The organism is Klebsiella sp., assembly GCF_027492335.1.
In the GTDB taxonomy this organism is placed as follows: Bacteria; Pseudomonadota; Gammaproteobacteria; order Enterobacterales; family Enterobacteriaceae; genus Klebsiella; species Klebsiella huaxiensis.
This window is the reverse complement of record NZ_JAPUEW010000095.1, coordinates 1-16,087: the sequence shown is the minus strand read 5'-3', so window position 1 is coordinate 16,087 and position 16,087 is coordinate 1. Positions and strand designations below refer to the sequence as shown.

Below are 16,087 nucleotides of genomic sequence, written 5' to 3'. Positions count from 1 at the left end.
CGATGTGGTTAGCTGATCGTGACTGTGCACGCCACCGAGGTGATTTTGACTGGCGTCGCTGCGGAGTCGGTGACTTCACAGGTGTAAACCCCGGCGTCACCAGACACGGCGCTGGCTTTGTTGAAGGTCGCCGTGGTTTGCCCGCTGACGACGGCGCCGTCTTTTTTCCACACATAGGTGTATGGAGACGTACCGCCTTCCACCACAACCGGCATGTTAAGAGCGGAGCCGGTCGCAACGGATTTGGTCGCCGTCAGGTTCGTGGTGAATGCCAGCGCCGGGCCAGCCACCTCAAACACGACGGTGTCCGCGTCGGCAACTTTCCACTCACCGGAGAAGGTGGAAATATCGGACGTGCCGAAATCACCAGACCATGAGGTGGTGTTGAAATACCCCATGATGTAGGTCCCGGCATCTTCACCAACAAAGTCGAAGCGGACCCAGACCGTCGGCTGCCGGCCAGCCTGCACTTCATCGAAAATATATTTCGAGATAGCGATGGCGCCGACTTCCGTAGTTTTATCCTGCTTACGGAATTCACCTTCACCGGAAATGGTGAAATCCATGTTGTTAACCAGGTTCTCAACCAGACCTTTCGTATCGTCGGCCTCAGAGGTGACGGTATTCATGGAGTAGTCAAAGCCCTTCGTGGTCAGCGCGCCCAGACGTTTCCATTCGGAAAGGGCCGGAACGGTATCAGCACAGCCAAAAGCCATGCGTAGCACGGCCACCTTACCAATCAGCTTGCCGGTATCATTAGCACAGCCTTGCATGTGTACCTCTCAAATAAAAAAGGCCGCCTGATGGCAGCCTGATGGGTGATTCTGGCGGTTTATGCCGCCCTGGTTTCAATATCTTCGATGTTTCTCGACAACTCCCGGCGAATTTCTGACGTGCTTTTATCGCCATCCCATTTCGAGAGGTGTCCGTCGTGAGCAATGAGCCCAGCCGTCTTTGCAGCAAGACTTTCGCGGGGATTAGCGAGGACATCCGCATACTGATAATGTTTTCTCAGCACTTCCTGAGCATAGGACGCATCAAAGGGATAAATCATACTTACTCCCCGTATGTGCAGGAGACGAGCAGCCGGGTTACTAACCGGCCCTCTTCAGTTGGTATAGCAGCCGGGACATTGCCGACAAGCCGCAGCGCGCCGACGCAATCATCGGCGCCGGATTGCGCGCTGATATACTCGACGATGGCATTTACCGCGGCGTCCGCAGCATCAGGATTCGCTTTCGAAGAAATGACGTCGACCATCACATACCAGTCGCCGCCGCGGTCGTACTCGATATTGGTACCGCCGGACGGCCGGAACACGATGAACTGATCGGCGTCTTTGCCTGTGTCGCGCCATTGCCGCCATTGCACCTTAAAGCCAACCGTTAATCCTTCAGCCACAAACAGGTCCTTCAGGCGCATGTACATCGCAGGTGTCATAGCGAAAGCTCCTTTTTAACCGCCGCATCAATCTGGCTGCGGGTATCCTCGAAGCCCTTCGTTAAGAACTCTTTTCTCGCCGATGCGCGCCGGAAGTTTTGCTTCACTTCAGGGTCATGAACAAACACCGCATAGTTAGCCGTGTAGCCAACGCGCCCAGTCACTCGCACGCCGTTAGCGGTGATTTCCCGGAACTGGCTATTGATGAGCGTCGACGTGTCGATCGGAGTGTATAGTGATGCCTGCGCGCTGCCGATAAGCATCGCCGACTGCAACGCGCGCACAACTTTGCGCCCCTGAACATCTTTAATGATGCGGTCGAGGTTGACCTTAGCCTGGCGGATGCCACGAACTTTAGCGCCCATAATCAGTCCCCCGTAATAATGGCCCAGTCATCTTCAACGCCATTAAGGGTATCGTTCCACTGTGTGAATGCCCTTATTTCGTCCGCTTTGGTGTTGTAGGGGTTGGCATCCATGCTGGTTCCGATAAGGATGTAATCGCCCTTCTCGGCATCAGCGTAAGCGGTGAAGAAGGTGTTTTTAACTACAATCCCCTGCCCCAGCTCGCTGAGTTTTGACGAAAGACCGCCAATGTAGTCACACATGATATTTATTGGTGGCTGGAAACCATACGGCTGGCCGCCGCCATCAGTATCACTACCATCAGCATCTCGAATCCTTTTCCAGAGCGTGCATGGCTTGTTGTATGACCATGAAGCTGTCGAGCTCAAGGTTATTCCCTCCATCGCAGCACGATTGCGCCTGTAGCCCGGATGCGCTCGCAGTTGATGAACCACTCACCGTCGCTTTTCACATACGCCGTGGTTTGCTCGCCGGTATCGGTCATGACCCACACCCTCGTAAACGTCCGCGGTAGCCGCTGCTGTACTGAAATCCAGACCATTAGCAGCCACCAACGACCATAAACAGGCCAACGCTGTTACCAGCGCTGATCGGCAGCTCGCCGGTACAGCCGCTGGTATCCAGCTGAGCCAGTGAGTCGCGCAGCCAGGTGATGCTGTCGTCGCCATATTCAAACGAGCGGGACGCTCCTGATGGCGCCCCCTGCGATTTTATTCGCCGGGCACCGGATGACGTCGCCATGAGCGCAGCGGCATACATCAGGATGATCTTTGCACTGCATTCGTCGTATCCCGCGCCATCGAGACACGGGATAATTTTATTGACCACGCAGAGAATCGGATCGAGCAGCGCGCCGGGAATGGCATAACCCAACTCACCGAGGAACGCCTGCACGTCTGCCGCTGTGATTGGGTCAGCCATGATTATTTCGCCTTCTTCTGCAGATCAGCCAGTTGCTTCTGAGCCTCGTCGAGGTCAGCCTGCAGCTTGGCGTTGGCTTCAGCCAGTGACGCTACCTTGCCATTGGCCTCGTCGAGGTCAGCCTGCAGCTTTTGCAGGTCGGCAGGTGTCGCTACCTCCAGAACCTGGTCACCAACCGGAATGGCTTTACCTGCAAGCCAGAGCGGAAGAGTTTCGCCTTTATAGACATCACCCTTTTTCAGTTCGTGACTGTCATGGGTGAGCAGCCATTGTTGTTCTTTACCAGCCATGCGGCCTCCGTAAAAAAGATGGGGCCGAAGCCCCATTGATTATGCTTTGGTCAGCTGGACGTAGCCCGCCTGGCCGTTTGCATCGTGTTTGAACTGCGGCGCAGCGGCAGCCAGCACAGAGAAGACGTAATCGTCTTCAGGGTTCAGGCGCGCCTTAGGACGCATGGTCATCGGCATACCGTTGAGGATTTGCACTACGTCCGGGCGCTTAACCACACCCAGCAGCTCGTCTGTCGGAACCTTGGAGGCCGGAACCAGAGCGGCCACACCAGGAATTTCCATGATGCGGGACAGGATGGTCTTCGGATAGTTAGCGGCATAGTCGTTAACCGACGCGTAGAACCAGTCTTTGTAGTTCAGGTAGATCGTCACCGGCGCATAGAAGTTTTCGTTATGCAGCAGGTTAATCAGGTTGGAGATAGCTGCGACCCACTGCGCGCCGCTGGCACCGTTCAGGGTCAGGCCGTGAGTGCCGGTTCCGCGGTTAGGAGCTGTACGCAGACCATAAATGGTCGCGCCCCCAACGTTGATATTCGGATCGCCGTTCAGCACCATGTCTTCCAGCTTCTCAGCGACTTTGCGCTGATGGTTGGAAATGGCGTCGCTATCCAGCGAATAACCTTCAGTCTGAGCTGCCAGCATCTGGCGCCAGCCGAATGTCAGCTCACTGTCGATGATCGGCAGCGGCGTACCTTCGTAATCCATTACCGGCTGATCGCCCTTCGCCTTGCCGCGACCATCCAGGCTGATATTCACATCACCGGAGTCGGACAGGGTCATGAAGTAATGGACGATCTTACCCAGCGCCATCGGGCGGGAGACGCTGGAAGCCAGGTCATTAAACACCGCCAGCACATCACGCTGGACGGTGATAGCCGAACGGTCCCATTCGCCCCAGACGTCTTTCGGCAGCACCGATGCGTTACCAACGAGCTCATCGAAGGCGATGAACTGGCCATTTGCGTCGTTGACCGCAAAGCCATGCTGCGCAGCCATGTTGCGCTGCATCATATCCCAGCGGCGGCGAGCGTTAAGGATCAGCGCCTGCTGTTGTTTGGTGAACTTTAACATTCGTATTTTTCCTTATGCCTTGGCGTACGGAGTGGAGAGGATCACCACGTCGGCAAAGCCTTCCGCCGCCAGAGTGCGCCCTGCTTTTTCGTCGAACGTTGCGACGACCTGATTACCAGTTGCGGCCGCTTTGAACACACCGCCGGCACCGACGGTAAGTTCCTGGCCTACGGTGTAGGCAGCTGCAGCCAGGCGAACGTTATATTCCTGTTCGCCTTCTACGCGGTAAGCCACGCCGGTTTCGTTCGCTGCGTATGCAGTGGTGATTGCCTGGCCGATGAAGCGACGATTGCCAAGAATGAACCAGCGACCGGTGGTGTCGGTAGCCACGGCCAGTTTTCCGGAGGTAATCTTGACCGCGATACCAGGGTTAGACGCTGCCACAACCGGCAGGTTTATGGTTTCCGGTTCGCGTTCGACCGGCCCGCGATAGATGACGTTAGCCATTATTTTTCCTCCTGATCGATGCCAGCATTAAGGTCGTAGTCTTTCCACTGGTCATCTTCAGCATTGACCTGCTGGAATGATGGATTCAGACCGGTGCTGCTCTGGCACTGCGCATACATGTCGTTCAGTGCTTCGCCGGCCAGTGAGTTGATCGCCGCTTCTGTCATGAACGGGAATTTTGTTTTAACCGCATCACGCTTGGTTTTTAGGTCTTTCTCAGCGTTGGCCTGCAACTGAGTTTTCAGCGTGCCGATCTCATCGGTGAGTGGCTTAATTGCCAGATTCACTGCCGCGGTAATCGCGTCAGAATTAATCTGGGGCTGGCCCGGGTCACCGCCTCCCGATTTCTTCTGAGCCTGCTGGTTGTAGGCATCCCAGACCTGATCGTCGGTCAGCCCCTCGGTTTTTACGCCGGCGGCATTAAGCGCGGCGATCATCTTCTCTTTCATCGGGTTTATTTCTCCGTTGGTTTTGACTTCGTACTCAGTTGGTTTGCGCACGACTTCGACAGGGTCTCCGACGAGCGTCACGACCTTGTCAGTGATGAGGTACTTCTGATCGAAGAGCTTCGACTTGGTGTTATCGCCGTCTTCTTCGTAAACGAAATGGTCAGGCCAGACGCTGACGACATACCGCCATTTTTTGTCGTCCTGCTTGATGGACATCCGCAGCGCCTGGTAGATATCGTCGAATGACATTTCGGAAGCGTTGCTGATGAAAAATTTAACCCTGTCCCACCAGTTGTCCTTCATGTTATTAGCGGCTTCGACGAGGCTGGCGGTTTCGACTTCACCCTCCTGCCCGTCTGCGTTGACGAACATGCCGACGCCCTCTTCTGGAGTGCCGGCACCCGGCTCATCGAGCAGGATGGCGATGTGGTCAAACTTCATATTGCGGGCGATCCACGAATGCTTCTTGCCCTTCGACTCACCTGACTTCTTCTCTTTGTTGGTGAGTAACCCAGTAGAGAGGTGGATGGGGTCGACGTTAGTCCCGGCGATCATCTCGTCGAGACGGTTAATCAGGCGTTTACCGTCCGACTTTGTCTCGGCGACAGCCTTATTGATATAGACGTCCATGACGACCTGATCGCCTGACTTGCTGACGTTCTGCGCCCACGCCCCGACGTGATAGCTGTTAATGGCCCGCGGGTCATTGGCGCTGACGTACTTGCCATCTACCATCGGATGCGGCAGAGGCATCAGCTTGCCTTCCATCGTCTGGTAGCTGTTGTTAATCTCCTCGGCAGGATAAAGCCCACCATTCATGACAATGTTGTCGACGATGGGAACCGCACCACGAATGACGTAGTGTTCCTGACCGTTGATGGTTGTCGTTGAAATGTTGGAGGCGTTAATTGCCAAGGATTTAACGTGGATGCTGGATAGCTTCACGCTGCGTCCTCAGTTATTCAGGCCGCTTTGGGCCACTGTTCACGTTCTTTCGCCAGCTTCTCAGCCAGCCCTTTGTTGAATATGCTGCCGTCGTCGTTGAGCAGGACCGGAATCTGGCTGCAATAGCAGTTGTAGCGGTTGCCATTCTCGGCGTAGAAGTCCCGCACCTGCTCGGTGGTGTAAACCTTGCCGTGACGGCTGGCGTGCCAACTGCGCGTGGTCGGTTTGAGCGCTGATAACCACAGTAAGCCGGTTTTCAGCCCAAGCCGATCCGCCGCCCAGTCCGTTTCGTTCCATTGCGCCTGCCTCAGCGCACCGACCTGTTCGGTCTGCGCCATGTTCTTGGCGCGGCTCATTGAGACATCGAGACGCTTGCTTATCACCTGAGCCGTTTCGCGAGGATTCACTCCCCGGCCAACGGCATCCGCGATGATGTTCGCCAGGTCACCGCGTGCCCGATCACTCTCCAGCTTCCAGTCGCTGTAGGTGCTGATGTACGCGGCCGCTATTTGGTTCTGGTATGCCGGGCTGCTCAGTAACTGCGCGAGAGTCGTTTGGCTAGCGTAAAACTGGGACTGCTGTGACAGGTTATTGAAGGCTTCCAGTGTGCCGCGCTGCGCCTCCTTGGTGACATAGTCCATCGCCCAAAGGTTTTGCTCGCCACCTTCCAGCAGGTAATCATCCAGTATGGTTTGAACGATGTTCAGCAGGTCCGCCAACTCCTGCGGCGTCATATCGTAGATAAACCGACCAGCACTCACCTGGTAAAGCGTCGGGTCTTCGCCGTTAACGTGGCTCAGAAAATGCCAGTTGTGGCTGTTAACCTCAATCTCTCGCCCGGTCAGGCGCTGGTCGAACAGGGCTTTCAGCGCCACCTTTATCGCGTAATACCGATCCTCAATGTCGCGCTCCATCTTGCTGACGGACTTACGTGACATTGTTGGGTCAACTTTCGACCGTGGTATCACCGGGCTTTTCGGCTTCTGACTGAGGGTCGGCCAGAGGATCAGGTTTTGGTTTGTTGCCATCTGGCAGATCCTCATCATCAAGCTCAGGTAGCGGTTGCAGTTCGCCAGCAGCGCGAATTTCGTTCTCAGTGATAGCAGAACGGCCAAAGGCATTCGTCGATTTCACCGCCACGTCGGCGAGCTTGTCCATGTTGGCAATCTTCTCTGCCTGGCTCGGCGCCAGCAGATCAGACCAACCCACGGTGATTTCTTCTCCCTGCGAGGGAGGGATAATACCCAGCATCCAGAAGCGCGAGACAACATCCGTGATCACGTCAGTAAGAAAGCCTTTACGGCGACTCATTCTTGTTTTGGCCCACCCTTTGGCATCCTCAGTGCTGGCACGTTCGCCAGTCTGCATGCCAATCAGCTCTTTGACCGGGATCGGCACGGTAGCGCAAAACTCGCACAACGCTGTTCGCCATGTAGGCTCGGGGTCAGCCGCGGCAACACTCAACACCTCGGCGGTACCGGCCTGCATAAAGCTGGCACTGTCGGTGCTGTCGTTAAGCCGACGAACTTGCTGATCCAGTGCTTCGGCGAGTTGGTTCTCAGCGACACCTAGGGCTTTTGCCAGCGCCGAGAAATTCGTCTTTTCGCTAAATGAGTAGTTCAGCTGGCGGCTGGCGTTCTTCAGGAAGCCCTCAGATGCCCCGCCGCTCACTTTCTCGATATCCAGCAGCTTATTGAAGCCGGCCTCAAGCAGCGACTTCCCGGACGTCATTACGCCATCATCAGAGCCTTCAGCCAGGATGATTACCCGATCCGGATGCACATTGATGATCCGACCAGGTCGAGCGTCTAAGTTTCCATCGACTGGCAATTCGGTGAACGAGTACATCGTCACTTCCCCGAACGACTCGCTATTCGGGTCGTCGTCCCATGCTGTCGGGTCTAACTGAGCTTCCCATACAGGAATAAGCTTAACGAGTGCCTTTTCCTCCAGTCGACCAACCGCCACTGAGTCCACGGACTCATTCCACGGCTTGTTGTCCTTAATCTGAATCAGGATTGCAGAGTACCGGCCAACAAGGTTGCGGCGATCGGCGCCTTTAATCTGTTCCCAGCAGCGCTTAAGCAGCTTGTTAACGCGCTTATCCCACGGAGTCTGCTTCGATGCGTCCTTCGTCTGATCGCCTTCGTAAACCTCCGGGAAGTCCTCCCAGCAGCCGTCGACCATTCGAGTTACAGCAGCGCCAGCCACCGCGTTACGCCGATACGCCCGATAGAAGTCATCAAACGCCAGGTGCTGCGGATATCCGAACTCCTGGTAGAGCCGCTGCCGCTTCGTGTTGCTGGTTCCGTTAAATAGCATCGACAGGTTTTTATTGCGCTCCCGTTCGATGCCGGAGTTACTGGCGCGCTGTTGTTTCATTTCACTTTCGGTCACGATGTCCTCCGTCAGCGCGAACGCACCAACATGCCTTGATGTACGATATTGTTGTTCTTAGCCACGGCGAAGTAGCGGAAACCGTCCGCGCCGTGCGATGTGAAGTCATGAAGAGGTTTATCTTTCCAGCAGCCGCGTTTGTCGTCCCACTCCTTGCGGTAGCCTTCGAGGTGGGATATGCCTTCAGCACATTTCTCATCATCAAATACGCAACGAGGAAGAATTTCACGTACGGACTCAATGCCGGTATCAATGCTTGTTTTTGGTACAACGTTGAATGTCATCGAGTACATCTGCCCGTCGATTTCGTATCCCTCGCGCGCCAGCTCTTTGCGGGACTTCGCATCAGCGGCAAACTCGCGGTTTTCGATATCGTGCGGTCCCCAGTGCTCGCCGTACTCATAGCCGCGGTCTTTCAGCACCTTCATGTAGTGCCGGAGGCCCTCGCCGGAATTTTCGTAGTAATCGATGACGTGGAACTCTTCGCCAACCTCGCGGACGAACCAGATAGCCGTAGAGTCGCCCACGCCGATATCCCAGAACGTATGAACCGGGAGGTGTGAGTTATCGGGAAGTTGTCCGATCCGCTTATTGGTATAGAGCCAGCGGAACTGCTTGGCGTAGTACGCGCCCTCGACAGACTGCTGGAACGCCTCGGCCGGAATGGTCGGGTATTCGCGCTTCATGTCATCGCCAAGAGTTTTCTCTTTGGCGAAGTACCAGGCCTTCTGGCGATCGTTGACGATAACGCCGTGTTTCGCCTCCATCTCAGCGAAGTAATCAACCAGACGCTGCGGTAGAGGCTCTACGGGGTCGATCGCGTATTGAGGATTCTTCCACCACGAAAAGAAAAAAAACTTCCAGTCGAGGTTGGACAGCTCTTTACCCTGGAGCAACGCCTTCTCGGCTTCGCTGCAGTAGTCATAGAAATAACCAGCCCGCCCCTCTGCCGTACTCTCCAGAGTAATTACACCCCCAAGAGGCACGGCTTCGAAGGCTCCGGTAACTATCTCCTTAGCCTTCTCTGGATACTTAGCGCAAATCTTCCCGAACTCCGAGACATGCAGGCTGTACAGTGTGCCGCCTCGAAACGAGGTCGATACCGTTACGCTCCCACCTTTCGCGAAGACATATTCGCTGGTCGTCTCTTTCACGAGAGGATTAGCCAGCTTGATATCGTCGGTCATCCGCTGATAGGCAAACTGTGTTTTGTTGCGGAATAGCCTTTCGGCATCCGGGAGGGAGTGAGCGATCAGGGCGCATTCTTTTCTATGGAAGATCGCGAGATCCAGCTGAATGATGCAAACCTCAGTGGTGAAGCCGAGCTGGCGAGCCTTGAGTATTACGTTGCGGTCATGCATGCCGTCGAAATACTCCAGTTGCTCCGGAGTCATTTTGAACGTTACGCACTTCCCGTTTTTATCTTTGATTTTGTACAGGTGATTGAGACGCCAGAACCTGTTCTTCAGGAGCGCTTTCTGCTTTTCAGTTAACACAGCGACTCCTTACAGGTCTTCGTCTCCTATCTCGTCCATGACCGATGCAACCGAACTCACCGCGACACCACCTGAATGCTCTACTTTATGTTTGTTGGTGTAGGCATCCCCTACTTCCTTTGCTGCTTGCTCCATCAACTGTGCCGTTAATCCGTAGTTGCGCATGGTTTCGGTATTGGTGGCCATACGATTCAAAGCGCGCAGTCGATAGGCTTTATTCGCTATCGGAATGTCACTTATCTCTTTCTGAAATCGCTCTCGCGCTTCGTTGAACATATCAACCCATTTCTGGGCAAGCCCTTTGCCGTTCGCTTTTGTTGGGTCGTGTGATTCCACCTGCTGGCGCGTGATGGTTATACCAAATTCTTTTTTGACAGCATCGACCACTTGAGATGGTGTGTCATAGCATGCAAGCGATTGAACGATAAAAGCTTTAACTTCACCTTTTAATGCTGCCATCACTTACCGCCTGTCATAATCAGTCAAGAAAATCACGCCAGCTTCAGCATGCACGTCCCGCACGCCCTGGCAACATCGATATGAGCAACCTCCGCCGGTCTGTTCGCCGCATCCACCATTTCCTGCACGTCTTTGCTGGCACCGTAACGCCGGACCACCCCAACGAACTCTTCGACATCATGGCCGCGAAGCTTCAGCACCGGCATTCCGGTCTCTTTGTTGAACTTCGGCGCGCCGAATTCGTCGGTAGCCTGGGCTATGTGGTAGAGCTCATGCTCAACCAGTGCGCAGAATTCGACGTCGTTGCATTGTTCGCAGTAGTCGGCCGCCAGGGTGATGATGAACTTCGGTATGCGACCGAAACATTCATGCATCTGCTGTTCCATTCTGGCTTTCTGCCAGCCGCCAGCGCGCATCATTACCTGTTCACACTGACCCAGCACAATGCGCCCGCTTTTGGCAAATGAGCCAGAGGCCCACATAAACGCTACATCAGCATCGAGCAAGTGCGTATGGTCAGGGTTATGGATTCGTCCGTCTTCGGAGAGGATGTTCTGATTTACCCATTCTCCGATTTCGGTAGCAGGGATCAGCCGGGTATACGGCAGCCAGTTTTCGCCAGTGAAGTTGACGGGAGGGTATGGTCTGCGGTCTTCAAAATCAGCCATACAGAACATTCCTCTGGGTTGCTCGAATACTCACCGGGAAATTATTTAACCGGTAGTGCATGAAACTTTCATAAAACTCTGTCAATGGCGCTTTGCAGACACCATTTGCAGAATTTTATAAATAACAGCTCTACTGCGAGACTCGTTGCTTCTCAGCTTGCCTGATATCGGCCTTATCCCGGTTGCACTGTCCAAGCGCTGATAGCAGACTGACGTTTAAATCCAGGCTCTGGCCCCACGTCAGGTTGTCAGGGATTTTCGGTTGCGGGGTGTCAGTCGTCAGGCCGGACGGTAACGGGACCACCGGCACTTTGACGTAAACTGTCCGCGAATTGTTGCAGCCGCTTAACTGCGCCAGCAGGAATATCACGGGGAGCGCAATCATCATTCGCAACAGCCACTTTGATATCTGACGCGGCTCCCGATGCGTCCAGTGCGATCTGCTCTTTTGCATGCTGATTGGCCTCAACGATGGAGTTGAATATGGTCATGGTGGTCAGGACGTTTGAGGTGATTGCCTGCGCGCTGGTTGCCTGTTGCTCTGCTGTTTCAGCTCGAGTTTCCTGCTGATTGGCGGCGTTGTGATAATGCATCGCCAGCCAGCCAAGGCACACAATCAGGCAGATAACAACTGCGCTGATAATGGCGGTTAATCGGCTCATGGTTGTATATCTGCGACAACGCCGCCAGCGGCTTTAAATTTTGAGATCAGGTTATCTGCCTTATGCTCAAACTGGCCATAGCCAGCGCCGGGCAATGATGCCCAAATATTGCTGCAGCGGTCGATAGCCTGGCGAATCTGCCCGCTGTCGATAAGCGGCAGCGCGCCACGTTCTTTTATTTGCTGCAGTGCCACCTGGTCCTGTGAGGCTGGAGAGAAGTCTTTCAGCCCAAGCTGTTTCCGGTACGCATCCCACCATCTGGCAAGCAGTTGATACCGCCCGGCGGCCGTGGATTTTAGTTTAGGGTTTAATGTGATCAGTTTGCGGGGATGGTCGGCGTAATTGCTGAACAACGAACCACCAACAATCACATCATAGCCACGATTCTTTGTCGGCTGACCGGCCTTGTCTGTACCTTCAGACCAGGCGAGCATGTCCAGGAATGCTTTACGCTGCTTATTGAGTTCCTGCATCACCACCCCCTGCTCTTCTGGCAGCAATTTTCTTAATCAAATTACCGATCGAGTCCGTACCGATATAACCGATGAAGACGCTGGCGATGTAAGCGAGGTTGCTGCTTAGTCCAGTAAAGTCGAGCAGGTCACGAACGAACCAGGCAATCATTGCGCACATCAGCGCGTCAATAAGGGTCTTTGCCATAGCGCCACCGTTATAGCGCCCACGAAGGTACGCCATGATGAACGCCAGCATTGCGCCGATGCCCTGCTCCTTAGCTGCCAGCAGAGCGGCGATGAAATCTTGTTTGTAGGGCATACGCATATCTCTCACCTCCGGTATTTCCGGTTGGCGCTATGTGTGTTTGAAAAGGGTCAGGCCCGTCAGGCTGGATTTAACAACGAAGCGTATCGATGAGTTTTCCCGCGGGCCTGAAAATAAAAAAGTCAGCGCAATGGCTGACAATGAGGGTAAGGCGTTGGCTCTGTGGCCTGATTTCCCAGTTGCCGGGATTCGATAATCGAGTCAGGACTCTCGCGTATGAGCTTCAACGTGTCGTGCAGAACGCATTCACTCAAGAGCCCTGACCGGATTGCACAACCACACTCTCGCAGTGGTCCGCGCCCATGCCCTTGAGTCCCTGTCGCATCATCGCCGCTTATAACCGGTGCACGTTTGGCATTCGTGCTGCTTTGCCGGCATACCCATTTCCTCATTAACCCTAACCAGCGGTATGCCGCAGTTCGGACCTGCGTCTGGCTCTCTACTCGGAGACTCGGGGCCGCATCATGACTGTGGCTTGAATAGACGGTCTGACCGCTTTATTTCATCATTTCTCTACCCTCCAGAAACGAAAAAGCCCAAGGCGTTAACCTCGGGCTTGGATTTTTGCTCACTTTCGAGCCGTCACGTTGCTTTTAAAGACTGCCGCTGTCTTACTGCTTTTTACTGATGGCTTGCCGACCAATTTGTTTTCACCTCGCTCTTTCGCCTTTGACGTCCGAGCATACATGAATTATGCAGTTTCAAAACTTATTTTCAAGTCTTTTTTCACGTTAACCTCATTTTCGATGCTAAGTTCTGCACAAAGTGTGAAATAGACAGCAGAGTTAAACAACTCAACGCACCACCTCACCCTATCGATACACTGCTTTTCGGTAAGAAATGGCGCGTAGTGATATTGCATCCATCTGGCCATATCAACCATTGGCTGCCGGCTTTTGTAGTAGTTTTTACCAATGGTGTAAATCATCGTCTCTTTTGGAAACGCTTTAAGGATTATTGCCTCCATAAAGTCAGCTTCATCCTGATCAATTGCATTACTGATGATGTCAGATAGTGATTTTTTAGGCCATAGAAGCGCTTTTGCCATGACTATGAGGTTTGCACCTTCGTAACCCATCTTGCGAAGCCTGGCGAGAACATCAGTGATTTTTTCCTGCTGCTCCCCAGTCCACCCGGTTATTATCATTGACCACATCCCGCCACCACCTGAAAGGTGTTCAGTTCCACTTCCCCCAAATACAGAGCCCCAGTGATTAAGAAGGGATCTAACCCAGCGATTTTGAGATGGAGTAAGCCGACGATGCTTACCTAAAAATGATCGCCGAGGAACTCTGGCTAATTCAGACCAGACTTTTTCGTTTTCTTTTTTCATACTGTCTCTCCCAGGGTCTGATAGATGCGAACGAAATTTCTCAATATGCGGTAGTCAACCAGCACGGTGCCGCGACCACGCAAGAGACGGAGCTTTTTCCAGCGGTCGCGGATGCATTCGATAACGTCATGGCTCATGCTGCCTCCTGACGGCGGGCGCGGCGTTTTTCCAGCGCGCGGGCTTTGCGGGTGAATATGGATTTGATGCGCTGCAGGTAGGGAATGTCGAACCGGCGCGGCTCGTTATTAGCCTCAAGGCGCTCTACGAGGTCCAGCCCAATGCGTTCGATCAGGTGAATGCGGTATTCAACGGCGTTGCCACTCAACTGCCGGTTGCAGCGGGTGCAGGCGGAGTGGACGTTGAACACATTGAATTTAAGGTGCGACGCCGCGCCGCGGGAACGGTAGTGGCTGGCGTCAATGGCGCTGCCGGTGAGGTAGTTGCTCTTGCCGATGAGTGGATTGCCACAGCTGACGCACGGCTTTCCATCATCACGGATCCGGATGTACCGGTTGAAAGCGGACTGAGCCTCTTTATCCCACTGAGCCTTTGTTTTGAATGACTCACGCTTGGCTTTTCGGCGCTGTCGGCCTTCTTTCTCAGCTTCGCGCTGGCGCTGCAACGCCTTCTGCTTTGCGACTTCTCGGGCTTTTGCGGTCTGTTCTTTGCCGATCGCGCTGGCGCACTCAAAACTGCATACCACCTGCCCTTCCCGGGCCGGATGGAACCACTCGCGGCAGTGGGCGCATTTACGGCGTGCTGGTTTACGCATGTGGCCTCCTTGCCCTCAGGCAGAGCCACTTCTTATCGACCAGGCGGGCGGTATAGTCTTTCAGTGTCGGGATATCAGAAGGTTTCACTTCGACCTTGCGCTTGCGGCGTGCGGGAACGCGGAAGATGCCGCGCTCAATGACTTTCGCGAGAAGGCAGCTCATCACGACTCCTGCTTCTGCTGGAGTTGCTGATACTCGCAGCCGTTAGGAATTGTCAGGGCTAACCCAAACTGAGCGCACCACGCCTCTACCTTGCAGAGGAAAATGTGCATTTCTCCGGTATCCAGATCGGAGGTATGAATGGGCTCCCATGTGGTGGTCTTTTCACCAGTCACAAAATCGGTGTAAGTCACTTCGACAGACCCCAGATAGGTCTTCTTAAGGTTGCGTTTTACCCATTTTGGTGTCGCGTCGGTGCGCCCGGATTTAACGAGGTATTCGCTAATCTCCGCGTACCACATGTGGCTCAGCGAGTTCTGGGAAAGGCTGCGCTTTTCACGCCAGGGTTTGAGGATTAGTCGGTAGGTGTCGCCATTGGCAAGGAATGGCTGCAGGTGTTGTCCTATGGCTGCAAAGTTGCCGTTATGCAGCTTGATTCCTTCTTGAGGGAAGTTCACGCTTCACCTCCAAAGAGGCTAAACGCAGAATGCAGGAAATCGCCGGTGACTTTCGCCATCGGTGATTGGTATTGCTTTGAGGTTTTGTGCGCCATGTGTCCCCACTTGGCGCCGGAAGCAAGTTGTCAGTTGTTCAGGCTGACATCAGAATTATGACGGGCTAAATCCCAAATTGCAAAACGAGCATAGGCTATTTTTTCTCGTTCAGGCTGGCCATCTCGATGTAACGAGGATCGGATGCCCGCGGCAACTGGATGCTTTGTTCGCGATAGTAGCGGACACGCTCCATGAAGTATTCGCGGAGATGCTCAGGCTGTTCTCTAGCGACCACTTCAGCCACTACCGGCATGTTCATGCGCTCTTTGTAGGCGACGCCAGAAGCGGCAAGGTCAACGTTAACCTTGTCCTGTTCTTCCTTCGGTTTGGCTGCAATGTTCCACTTCGACATAAAAAAATCCCCTCTGGTGTGGAGGGGATTATACATTATTATTTCTGATATTTTTTTACCCGGATGACTGATGGCACACAGACATCGCCAATAATCGGCCCACCTACGGTCGTAACCGTGTAGTCATCTTTCACTCCATCGAGCGTTAATGACAACAAATCACCTGTCCTGACATCATCGCCAAGTTCAATATCTTCCTGTCGTCCAGTCTCATTAAACGTCACGGTATACAGCACTTTTACGCCCCCTTAAGCAGGTGAGGATAAGAGGAAACACATTACCATGCGCACATTTCCAGCCAAACAACTCATTCCCTCCTGCGCGGCTTTGCGTTCTGCGGGGGATTTAGGCACTGATAGCACCCCACGCCAGATTGATTAATGATTCCCAGGCAATATAAACCCGGACACCTGCAGCCAGGCCGAAGCCAACCACCATGGCATAAAGCAGAGCGTTGCACTTGGACATCACTTCACCTCCTGCGGGGCGGCTGGCAGCGGCATCCAGTGGGTTGGCGTCCATGATG

Annotated in this window: 27 protein-coding genes; all 27 read right to left on the bottom strand. The window is 54.0% G+C overall.

The window, feature by feature from the left end; translation table 11 throughout:
• Positions 1-8: 8 nt before the first annotated feature.
• Positions 9-773 carry an immunoglobulin domain-containing protein gene (locus tag QVF11_RS26670; RefSeq protein WP_287860715.1) on the bottom strand — a complete coding sequence of 255 codons (765 nt, stop codon included), beginning with the start codon at positions 771-773 and terminating at the stop codon, positions 9-11.
• Between the two features lie 59 nt (positions 774-832).
• On the bottom strand, positions 833-1,054 hold the full coding sequence (locus tag QVF11_RS26665) for a hypothetical protein (protein ID WP_049594423.1): 222 nt from the start codon (positions 1,052-1,054) through the stop codon (positions 833-835).
• Between the two features lie 2 nt (positions 1,055-1,056).
• Positions 1,057-1,440, bottom strand: a complete 384-nt coding sequence (locus tag QVF11_RS26660; protein WP_287860712.1) for a phage tail termination protein — start codon at positions 1,438-1,440, stop codon at positions 1,057-1,059.
• Entirely contained in the window at positions 1,437-1,805 is a 369-nt protein-coding gene (locus tag QVF11_RS26655; protein WP_287860710.1) for an HK97 gp10 family phage protein, read from the bottom strand. The genes QVF11_RS26660 and QVF11_RS26655 overlap by 4 nt, the downstream gene beginning before the upstream one ends.
• 2 nt (positions 1,806-1,807) lie before the next feature.
• Positions 1,808-2,173: a hypothetical protein gene (locus QVF11_RS26650; protein ID WP_287860708.1), complete on the bottom strand. Its 366-nt coding sequence runs from the start codon at positions 2,171-2,173 to the stop codon at positions 1,808-1,810.
• A gap of 172 nt (positions 2,174-2,345) precedes the next feature.
• On the bottom strand, positions 2,346-2,726 hold the full coding sequence (locus QVF11_RS26645; protein WP_287860706.1) for a DUF7370 family protein: 381 nt from the start codon (positions 2,724-2,726) through the stop codon (positions 2,346-2,348).
• Between the two features lie 2 nt (positions 2,727-2,728).
• Positions 2,729-3,016 carry a hypothetical protein gene (locus tag QVF11_RS26640; RefSeq protein WP_287860704.1) on the bottom strand — a complete coding sequence of 96 codons (288 nt, stop codon included), beginning with the start codon at positions 3,014-3,016 and terminating at the stop codon, positions 2,729-2,731.
• Positions 3,017-3,055: 39 nt separating this feature from the next.
• The gene (locus tag QVF11_RS26635; protein ID WP_287860702.1) at positions 3,056-4,087 is read right to left on the bottom strand and encodes a major capsid protein; all 1,032 of its coding nucleotides are present in this window, start codon (positions 4,085-4,087) and stop codon (positions 3,056-3,058) included.
• A gap of 12 nt (positions 4,088-4,099) precedes the next feature.
• On the bottom strand, positions 4,100-4,534 hold the full coding sequence (locus QVF11_RS26630) for a hypothetical protein (protein ID WP_287860700.1): 435 nt from the start codon (positions 4,532-4,534) through the stop codon (positions 4,100-4,102).
• Positions 4,534-5,928, bottom strand: coding sequence for a DUF2213 domain-containing protein (locus tag QVF11_RS26625; protein WP_287860698.1), 1,395 nt, complete (start codon positions 5,926-5,928; stop codon positions 4,534-4,536). The genes QVF11_RS26630 and QVF11_RS26625 overlap by 1 nt, the downstream gene beginning before the upstream one ends.
• A 17-nt stretch (positions 5,929-5,945) precedes the next feature.
• On the bottom strand, positions 5,946-6,938 hold the full coding sequence (locus QVF11_RS26620; RefSeq protein ID WP_462661504.1) for a phage minor head protein: 993 nt from the start codon (positions 6,936-6,938) through the stop codon (positions 5,946-5,948).
• Positions 6,874-8,325: a DUF1073 domain-containing protein gene (locus QVF11_RS26615; RefSeq protein WP_287860696.1), complete on the bottom strand. Its 1,452-nt coding sequence runs from the start codon at positions 8,323-8,325 to the stop codon at positions 6,874-6,876. The genes QVF11_RS26620 and QVF11_RS26615 overlap by 65 nt, the downstream gene beginning before the upstream one ends.
• Positions 8,326-8,336: 11 nt before the next feature.
• Entirely contained in the window at positions 8,337-9,821 is a 1,485-nt protein-coding gene (locus tag QVF11_RS26610; protein WP_287860694.1) for a terminase, read from the bottom strand.
• Between the two features lie 9 nt (positions 9,822-9,830).
• Positions 9,831-10,280, bottom strand: coding sequence for a DUF2280 domain-containing protein (locus QVF11_RS26605; RefSeq protein ID WP_287860693.1), 450 nt, complete (start codon positions 10,278-10,280; stop codon positions 9,831-9,833).
• A 32-nt stretch (positions 10,281-10,312) separates the two neighbouring features.
• Entirely contained in the window at positions 10,313-10,948 is a 636-nt protein-coding gene (locus tag QVF11_RS26600; RefSeq protein ID WP_287860691.1) for a putative metallopeptidase, read from the bottom strand.
• A gap of 130 nt (positions 10,949-11,078) precedes the next feature.
• Positions 11,079-11,333, bottom strand: coding sequence for an Rz1-like lysis system protein LysC (gene lysC, locus QVF11_RS28760; RefSeq protein WP_462661502.1), 255 nt, complete (start codon positions 11,331-11,333; stop codon positions 11,079-11,081).
• Positions 11,221-11,610, bottom strand: a complete 390-nt coding sequence (locus QVF11_RS26595) for a DUF2570 domain-containing protein (RefSeq protein ID WP_287860690.1) — start codon at positions 11,608-11,610, stop codon at positions 11,221-11,223. Before QVF11_RS26595 ends, lysC begins: the two co-directional genes overlap by 113 nt.
• Entirely contained in the window at positions 11,607-12,083 is a 477-nt protein-coding gene (locus QVF11_RS26590) for a glycoside hydrolase family 24 protein (protein WP_287860688.1), read from the bottom strand. The genes QVF11_RS26595 and QVF11_RS26590 overlap by 4 nt, the downstream gene beginning before the upstream one ends.
• The gene (locus QVF11_RS26585; protein ID WP_287860686.1) at positions 12,067-12,390 is read right to left on the bottom strand and encodes a phage holin, lambda family; all 324 of its coding nucleotides are present in this window, start codon (positions 12,388-12,390) and stop codon (positions 12,067-12,069) included. Before QVF11_RS26585 ends, QVF11_RS26590 begins: the two co-directional genes overlap by 17 nt.
• A 691-nt stretch (positions 12,391-13,081) precedes the next feature.
• Complete coding sequence (locus tag QVF11_RS26580) at positions 13,082-13,723, bottom strand: hypothetical protein (protein ID WP_287860684.1); 642 nt, start codon at positions 13,721-13,723, stop codon at positions 13,082-13,084.
• Entirely contained in the window at positions 13,720-13,860 is a 141-nt protein-coding gene (locus tag QVF11_RS26575) for a YlcG family protein (RefSeq protein ID WP_287860682.1), read from the bottom strand. Before QVF11_RS26575 ends, QVF11_RS26580 begins: the two co-directional genes overlap by 4 nt.
• Positions 13,857-14,495, bottom strand: coding sequence for a recombination protein NinG (locus QVF11_RS26570; RefSeq protein WP_287860680.1), 639 nt, complete (start codon positions 14,493-14,495; stop codon positions 13,857-13,859). Before QVF11_RS26570 ends, QVF11_RS26575 begins: the two co-directional genes overlap by 4 nt.
• Positions 14,488-14,658 (bottom strand): NinE family protein, encoded by a 171-nt coding sequence (locus tag QVF11_RS26565; RefSeq protein ID WP_287860678.1) that lies wholly within the window; start codon positions 14,656-14,658, stop codon positions 14,488-14,490. Before QVF11_RS26565 ends, QVF11_RS26570 begins: the two co-directional genes overlap by 8 nt.
• On the bottom strand, positions 14,658-15,113 hold the full coding sequence (locus tag QVF11_RS26560) for a YbcN family protein (protein ID WP_287860676.1): 456 nt from the start codon (positions 15,111-15,113) through the stop codon (positions 14,658-14,660). Before QVF11_RS26560 ends, QVF11_RS26565 begins: the two co-directional genes overlap by 1 nt.
• A 190-nt stretch (positions 15,114-15,303) precedes the next feature.
• Positions 15,304-15,561: a DNA polymerase III subunit theta gene (locus QVF11_RS26555; protein WP_287860674.1), complete on the bottom strand. Its 258-nt coding sequence runs from the start codon at positions 15,559-15,561 to the stop codon at positions 15,304-15,306.
• Positions 15,562-15,599: 38 nt separating this feature from the next.
• A complete protein-coding gene (locus QVF11_RS26550; RefSeq protein ID WP_287860672.1) occupies positions 15,600-15,797 on the bottom strand; it encodes a hypothetical protein in 198 nt (65 codons plus the stop codon).
• Positions 15,798-15,906: 109 nt separating this feature from the next.
• A partial coding sequence (locus QVF11_RS26545; RefSeq protein WP_287860669.1) for a hypothetical protein occupies positions 15,907-16,087 on the bottom strand: 181 nt, incomplete at its 5' end.